At 70.9% G+C, this 6002-nt stretch carries 6 protein-coding genes and 1 pseudogene; 5 read left to right on the top strand and 2 right to left on the bottom strand.

Translation table 11 applies throughout. The features are described from left to right. Together ABTZ89_RS09065 and ABTZ89_RS09060 are read left to right on the top strand one after the other, a co-directional pair. A pseudogene (locus tag ABTZ89_RS09065) lies at positions 1 to 351 on the top strand (ribosome-binding factor A); the annotation flags it as partial. Between the two features lie 42 nt (positions 352 to 393). Then, positions 394 to 1473 carry a DHH family phosphoesterase gene (locus ABTZ89_RS09060; RefSeq protein ID WP_270946920.1) on the top strand — a complete coding sequence of 360 codons (1080 nt, stop codon included), beginning with the start codon at positions 394 to 396 and terminating at the stop codon, positions 1471 to 1473. 190 nt (positions 1474 to 1663) lie between these two features. On the opposite strand, the gene ABTZ89_RS09055 is transcribed toward ABTZ89_RS09060, so the two are convergent. Next, positions 1664 to 2191, bottom strand: a complete 528-nt coding sequence (locus ABTZ89_RS09055; RefSeq protein ID WP_351042072.1) for a CGNR zinc finger domain-containing protein — start codon at positions 2189 to 2191, stop codon at positions 1664 to 1666. A 115-nt stretch (positions 2192 to 2306) separates the two neighbouring features. Between ABTZ89_RS09055 and ABTZ89_RS09050 the strand changes: the two genes are divergently transcribed. Beyond that, positions 2307 to 3635 (top strand): MATE family efflux transporter, encoded by a 1329-nt coding sequence (locus ABTZ89_RS09050; protein ID WP_351042069.1) that lies wholly within the window; start codon positions 2307 to 2309, stop codon positions 3633 to 3635. A 7-nt stretch (positions 3636 to 3642) separates the two neighbouring features. Here the strand turns inward: ABTZ89_RS09050 and def are convergent, their stop codons facing one another. Then, positions 3643 to 4143 (bottom strand): peptide deformylase, encoded by a 501-nt coding sequence (gene def, locus ABTZ89_RS09045; RefSeq protein WP_351042066.1) that lies wholly within the window; start codon positions 4141 to 4143, stop codon positions 3643 to 3645. 49 nt (positions 4144 to 4192) lie between these two features. Here def and truB point away from each other — a divergent pair, with 49 nt between their 5' ends. Both truB and ABTZ89_RS09035 read left to right on the top strand, forming a co-directional pair. Beyond that, complete coding sequence (gene truB / locus ABTZ89_RS09040; protein WP_502949525.1) at positions 4193 to 5137, top strand: tRNA pseudouridine(55) synthase TruB; 945 nt, start codon at positions 4193 to 4195, stop codon at positions 5135 to 5137. A 116-nt stretch (positions 5138 to 5253) separates the two neighbouring features. Then, positions 5254 to 5907, top strand: coding sequence for a DUF4232 domain-containing protein (locus tag ABTZ89_RS09035; protein ID WP_270946925.1), 654 nt, complete (start codon positions 5254 to 5256; stop codon positions 5905 to 5907). Positions 5908 to 6002 lie beyond the last annotated feature (95 nt).

Raw genomic sequence — 6002 nt, 5'->3', positions numbered from 1 at the left:
TACTTCAGGGTCTTCGGCGACGTCGCCGACTAGGCCTCGACCGGCGCCGGGCTGGCCTGCGCGACCGGGGTCCTGCGCTCCCGCGTCGGCCAGCAGACCGGTGTGCGGTTCACGCCCACGCTGAAGTTCGTGGCGGACACGGTCCCGGATCAGGCCCGGCACATGGAGGAGCTGCTCGCGAAGGCCAAGGAGGCCGACGCGGAGGTGGCCCGGTTGGCGTCCGGCGCGGAACACGCCGGGGACGCCGATCCGTACCGCGAGACCACCGTCGATGATGAGATCGACACCGACGGTGCGGAACCGGAGTCGATTTCCGACGCCGATGTGCGTCGTGGGCCACAGAGTGGTTGAGTCGCAGCGCATCATCAGGTGCGTTGTGCACGGGTGACCGCAATGGTCGCCGTTGCCGTGGAGGTGAACCGGGTGCGCGGGCTGTCCGAAGCAGAGGGTGCGGGCGAGAGGCCCGGTGCCGTTGCAGATCCGGTGGCGTCAGCCGTGTCGGAGGCCGCGCGCAAGCTGGCCGATGCCACGGACGTGACGCTGTTCGCCCACGTCAACCCCGATGCGGACGCGCTCGGCAGCGCGCTCGCGCTGGGGCGGGCGTTGCGGCGGCGGGGATGCCGGGTGCGCGTGTCGTTCGGCACGCCGGACCAGCCGCCGGCCTCGCTGCGCGACCTCGACGTCGACGGCCTGGTCGTGCCCGTCGACGAGGTGCCCGCGGCGCCGCCGACCCTGGTGGTGTGCGACACCGGCAGCCTGCAGCGGCTCGGGCGGTTGGCCGATCGGGTCGGCGCGACCATCGCGGCCGGTGGCGACGTCATCGTGATCGACCACCACGTCTCCAACACGCGCTACGGCACGCTGCACGTGGTGGACGAGCGCGCCGAGGCGACCGTGATGATCGTCGTGCGGCTGCTCGACGAACTCGGCGTGGAACTGGACCTGCCGACCGCGCGCTGCCTGTACGCGGGGCTGGTCACCGACACCCGTTCCTTCCGGCACGCCAGTGCCAGCACGCACCGCGTTGCGGCGCGGCTGCTGGACGCGGGCGTGGATCCCGAGGCGACCACGCGCCCGCTGCTCGACACCCATCCGTTCGGCTGGATGGGCATGCTGTCCGGTGTGCTCGGTGCGGCTGAGCTCGAGCCGGCCGCCGCGCGCGGGATGGGGTTCGTGCACGCCACGGTCCGCCTGACCGACTCCGACGGCCTGCGCAGCGAGGAGCTCGACAGCGTCATCGACGTGCTGCGCACGACCAGCGAGGCCGAGGTGACTGCGGTGCTCAAGGAGATGGCACCGCGGCACTGGTCGGTGTCGCTGCGCGCCGACAGCCTCCTGGACGTGGGCCACGCTGCGGCGGCTTGCGGCGGTGGAGGACACCACCTCGCCTCGGGCTTCACCGCCCAGGGCGAGCCGGAGGACATCATCGACTCGATCCGCAAGGCCCTCGACGAGGCTCCGCTGCTCGACTGATCCGCCGGTTCGACGAGGTCTCCCACCTCCCGGTTCCGGAGCCGGTCACACTCAAAATTCCATTGAAATCGGACGTCCGATTTCAATGGAATTTGCGGGAGTTCTCCGCAGGCGTCGGAACCTGTGCTCAGGTCCTGACACGCCGGGTCCCGACACGCCGGTGGGGCGCAGTTTCAATTGAAACTGTGATTCACGTTCGGCGGCGGGCTCGGAATGCCGCGACGTGCATGCGGTTCGCGCAGCGTGGGGAGCAGAAGCGTTTGGCCTGGTTGGTCGAGGTGTCCAGGTAGTAGGTGTCGCAGCCGTCGGCTTCGCAGCGGCCCCAGCGGGTCGTTCCGTGCTGGACGACTCCCTGCGCCAGGCCCCACGCCGCGGCGGCAGCGACTTCGTCGACCGCCGGTGCGTCCGGGCCTGCGACGTGGAGGTGCCAGTTGGGGATGCCGTGGTGTCCGCCGTGGCTGGAGAGCCGCGGCCGGGGCGGATGCGCGGAGAGCAGAGCGTTGATCTCCGCGAGCGCGGCTTCGCCATCGTTGGTGACCAGGGCGTCCAGGGTTCGGCGCAGCCCATCGGCGACTCCGCGCAGCACCGGGAGGTCCGGTTCGGCGAGTCGGTCGGCCCACCAGGGTTCGTCGTGGACTGCGGCGCGGACGGCGTCGAGGCTGCTCAGGTCGGCGTTGGCGATCCGCAGCGCTACGTCGACGTAATCAGCGTTGTCCATCAGCGGTCCTTACCGTAGCCTGGCATGTCAGGGGCGAAACTGTACTTCGTAGCTTATCCCGCCGAGCCGGGGAGCCGCCCTGATCGATCCGAGCACGTGCTGATCTGGAGGAAGTGTGTCCGAGCAAGCGGAGCGCGTCGCGCCGCGGAAGTTGTTCGCGCTCGCGGTACCGGCGCTGGGCGTGCTCGCCGCCGAACCGCTGTACGTGCTCGTCGACACCGCGGTGGTCGGACACCTCGGTGCCGTCCCGCTGGCCGGTCTCGCGCTCGGCGGCACCCTGTTCACGCTGATCTCCAGCCAGCTGACGTTCCTGACCTACGGCACCACGGCGCGCACTGCGCGGCTGCACGGTGCCGGACGTCGCAAGGACGCCGTCGCGGAAGGCGTCCAGGCGACCTGGCTGGGCATCGTGGTCGGCATCGTGCTCCTGCTGCTGGCCCAGCTGGTGGCGGTGCCGGTCGCCGAGCTGCTCGCCGGGCCCGGACCGGTCGCCGACGCGGCCGCGACCTGGCTGCGCATCGCGCTCTGCGGCGCTCCGCTCGTGCTGATCACGATGGCCGGCAACGGCTGGATGCGCGGGGTGCAGGACACCGCGCGCCCGCTGCGGTACGTGCTGGTCGGCAACGGTGTGTCGGCCGTGCTGTGCCCGCTGTTCGTCTACCCCTTCGGCTGGGGGCTGGAGGGTTCGGCGATCGCGAACCTGGTCGGCCAGACCATCGCCGCCTCCCTGTTCGTCCGAGCGCTCGTCGTGGAGCAGGTGCCGCTGAAGCCGCAGCTGGCCATGATGCGAGCCCAGCTCGGCCTCGGGCGCGACCTGGTGCTGCGCACGCTGGCCTTCCAGGTGTGCTTCCTGTCGGCGACGTCGGTGGCCGCCCGCACCGGTGCTGAAGCCGCAGCCGCGCACCAGGTGGTCTGGCAGCTCTGGACGTTCCTGGCGCTGGTGCTGGACTCGCTGGCGATCGCCGCGCAGTCGCTGGTCGGGGCGGCGCTGGGCGCGGGTTCGGCGCCGCGCGCCAAGGCGATCGCCAAGCAGGTCACCTGGTACGGCCTGGCGTTCGGGATCATCCTGGGCGTCCTGTTCGCCGTGCTCGCGATCCCGCTGCCTGCGGTGTTCACCTCGGACGCCGCAGTCCTGGCGACGATCCCGCACGCCTGGTGGTTCTTCGTCCTGCTGCAGCCGGTGGCCGGTGTGGTGTTCGCCCTGGACGGGGTGTTCCTCGGCGCGGGCGACGCCGCCTACCTCCGCACCGCAACGCTCCTGAGCGCCTTCATCGGCTACCTCCCGCTGATCTGGCTCTCCCTGGCCTTCGACTGGGGCCTGGCGGGCATCTGGACCGGTCTCTCGATGTTCATGGTCCTGCGCCTGATCACCCTGCTGCTGCGGGCCCGCTCCGGACGCTGGGCGATCACCGGCGCCACCAGGACCCAGCCCGCCACCGCCTGAACGCGGATCAGCGCTGCCAGAACCATTCCTGGTCGCGGATCTGGCTGAAGGCTTCGCGGCGGGTCTCGGGGTCGAGGCGCTGGATGTAGACCTTGCCGGCGAGGTGGTCGGTCTCGTGCTGGAGGCAGCGGGCCATCAGACCGGTGCCCGACACCGTGACCGGCTCGTTCGCCATGTCGACGCCGCGCACCACCGCGCGTTGCGCCCGGCGGGTGTTGAAGCCGAGGTTGGGCAGGGACAGGCACGCTTCGACGCCGTCCTGCGTCTCCTCGGACAGCTCCACGAGTTCCGGGTTGAGCACGTAACCGATCTCGCCGTCCACGTTGTAGCTGAACGCCCGCACGCCGATGCCGATCTGCGGCGCGGCCACCCCGGCGTGGCCGGGTGCGTCGACGGTGTCCAGCAGGTCGGTGACGATGGCGCGCAGCCGCTGGTCGAACTCGGTGATCGGTTCGGCCGGCATGCGCAGGATGGGATCGCCGAATCGCCGGATCGGTCGGAACGCCACTTCAACCTCCTCGCTCGCCTCCCACCGTATCGCCGGCGCGACCCAGGCGATGGTCGTCCAACCAGGTCGGGGAAGATGGTGCGTCGTGTCCGAGCACTCCCGTAAAGCACGTCCCACCGTTCCGCCCGGCCTGCTCGTGGTCGACAAACCGGCGGGGATGACCTCGCACGACGTCGTCTCGCGGGTCCGCCGCATTATGGGCACCCGCAAGGTCGGCCACGCCGGAACCCTGGATCCGATGGCCACCGGCGTGCTGGTGCTGGGCCTGGAGCGAGCGACCAAGCTGCTCGGCCACCTGGCCCTGGACACCAAGGCCTACCTGGCGACCATCCGGCTGGGCGCGACGACCACCACCGACGACGCCGAGGGCGAGTTCCTGTCCGAAGTGGACGCGTCCACCGTGGACGAGTCCGCGATCCGAGCGGGGATCGCCGAGCTGACCGGGGACATCCAGCAGGTGCCCAGCGCGGTCAGCGCGGTGAAGATCAACGGCCGCCGGGCCTACGACCTCGTGCGCCAGGGCGAGGAGGTCGAGCTGGCGGCCCGGCCGGTCACGGTCTCCCGCTTCGACGTGCTCGGCCTGCGCCGCACCGAGCGCACCACCGAGCTGGACGTGCTGGTCGAGTGCTCGTCCGGGACCTACGTGCGGGCGCTGGCCCGCGATCTGGGCGCCGGCCTCGGCGTCGGCGGTCACCTCGGCGAGCTCCGCCGCACCCGGGTCGGCCCGTTCGGGCTGGCCACCGCGCGCACCCTGGACCAGCTGGAGGCCGAGCCGGGGCTGTCGATGAGCCTCGACGAGGCGGTGGAGACCGCTTTTCCGCGCCGCAACGTGGACTCGACCGTGGCTCGCGCACTTTCGCACGGCCAGCTGGTGCCGGCCGCCGGGGTCGAGGGCACCTACGGGATGTTCGATCCGGAGGGGCGCGCGGTCGCGCTGGTCCGCGATCGCGGCCGGACCGCCAAGCCGGTGCTGGTGATCATCCCGGGGAATTGACCGGTATTTCTCCCTTCGCAAGCGTTTTCGGTGACCTGGGCCACATCGCAGGAACCCGTCCCGACGTGAGCCGTCCCACGGCTAGTCCGAACGAGCGACGAGGAAGTGGGGACAGCATGCGCAAGCGATTAGTCGGGGCGACCGTCGTGCTGGCGGCGGGTTTGGCGCTGAGCGGATGCTCTGGAGGAAGTGGTTCGGGGCATGTCATCGGCAGCGCGGATCCGCAGGTCGACAACCAGACGGTCGCATCCGACGCCGCTCAGCCCGAGACCGATGCGCAGCAGCCCGAGGGCAAGACGGAGAGCTCCGGCGACAACGGGTTGTCCGGTGAGGACCGGCCCTGCACCGGCCGGGACCTGACCGTTGCGTACCAGTCCGGAGAGGTGGCCCCGTCGGGCGGCGAGGGCAAGCTGACGGCGACCAAGAAGGACGCGAACGACCCCTGCGTCCTGAGCAACTACCCCGAGCTCCGGCTGCTCGACGAGAGCGGCAAGCCGGTGTCGACGACGGTGCAACACGGCCTGCAGCCCGCGCCGTCCCGGGTGCCCATGCCGGGCCCGGCCTACGACATGGCGATGGCCTCGTTGAAGTGGACCACCTCGGAGGGCTGCGGGACGACCCCGGCCAAGCTCGCGGTGAACTTCACCGCCTCCGACGACTGGAGCGACGCCGCCGAGGTCCCGGTGAACACCAGCGAGCAGGACGCCTTCAGCGCGCTCTGCGCGGGCTCGGCCGTGGACGTCTCCGCCTTCGAAGCCGGCGTCAGCTGACCTGCCGGGGGCGCGAGCGCGGTGACGGCCATGCTCGCGCCCCGTGCTGTGAGTCGCGGCACGGGCGATGGCTTTCCGTCGTTCGGTTGGTCGAG

This window comes from Saccharopolyspora sp. NPDC002686, from assembly GCF_040295745.1.
Taxonomy (GTDB): domain Bacteria; phylum Actinomycetota; class Actinomycetes; order Mycobacteriales; family Pseudonocardiaceae; genus Saccharopolyspora; species Saccharopolyspora oryzae.
This window is presented reverse-complemented; position numbering and strand designations above follow the sequence as displayed.

Excerpts from the sequence above, each read along its gene's own strand:
- truB (WP_502949525.1), top strand. The coding sequence starts at position 4,193 with ATGGTCGTCCAACCAGGTCGGGGAAGATGGTGCGTCGTGTCCGAGCAC.
- ABTZ89_RS09035 (WP_270946925.1), top strand. The coding sequence starts at position 5,254 with ATGCGCAAGCGATTAGTCGGGGCGACCGTCGTGCTGGCGGCGGGTTTG.
- ABTZ89_RS09055 (WP_351042072.1), bottom strand. The coding sequence starts at position 2,191 with ATGGACAACGCTGATTACGTCGACGTAGCGCTGCGGATCGCCAACGCC.
- ABTZ89_RS09060 (WP_270946920.1), top strand. The coding sequence starts at position 394 with ATGGTCGCCGTTGCCGTGGAGGTGAACCGGGTGCGCGGGCTGTCCGAA.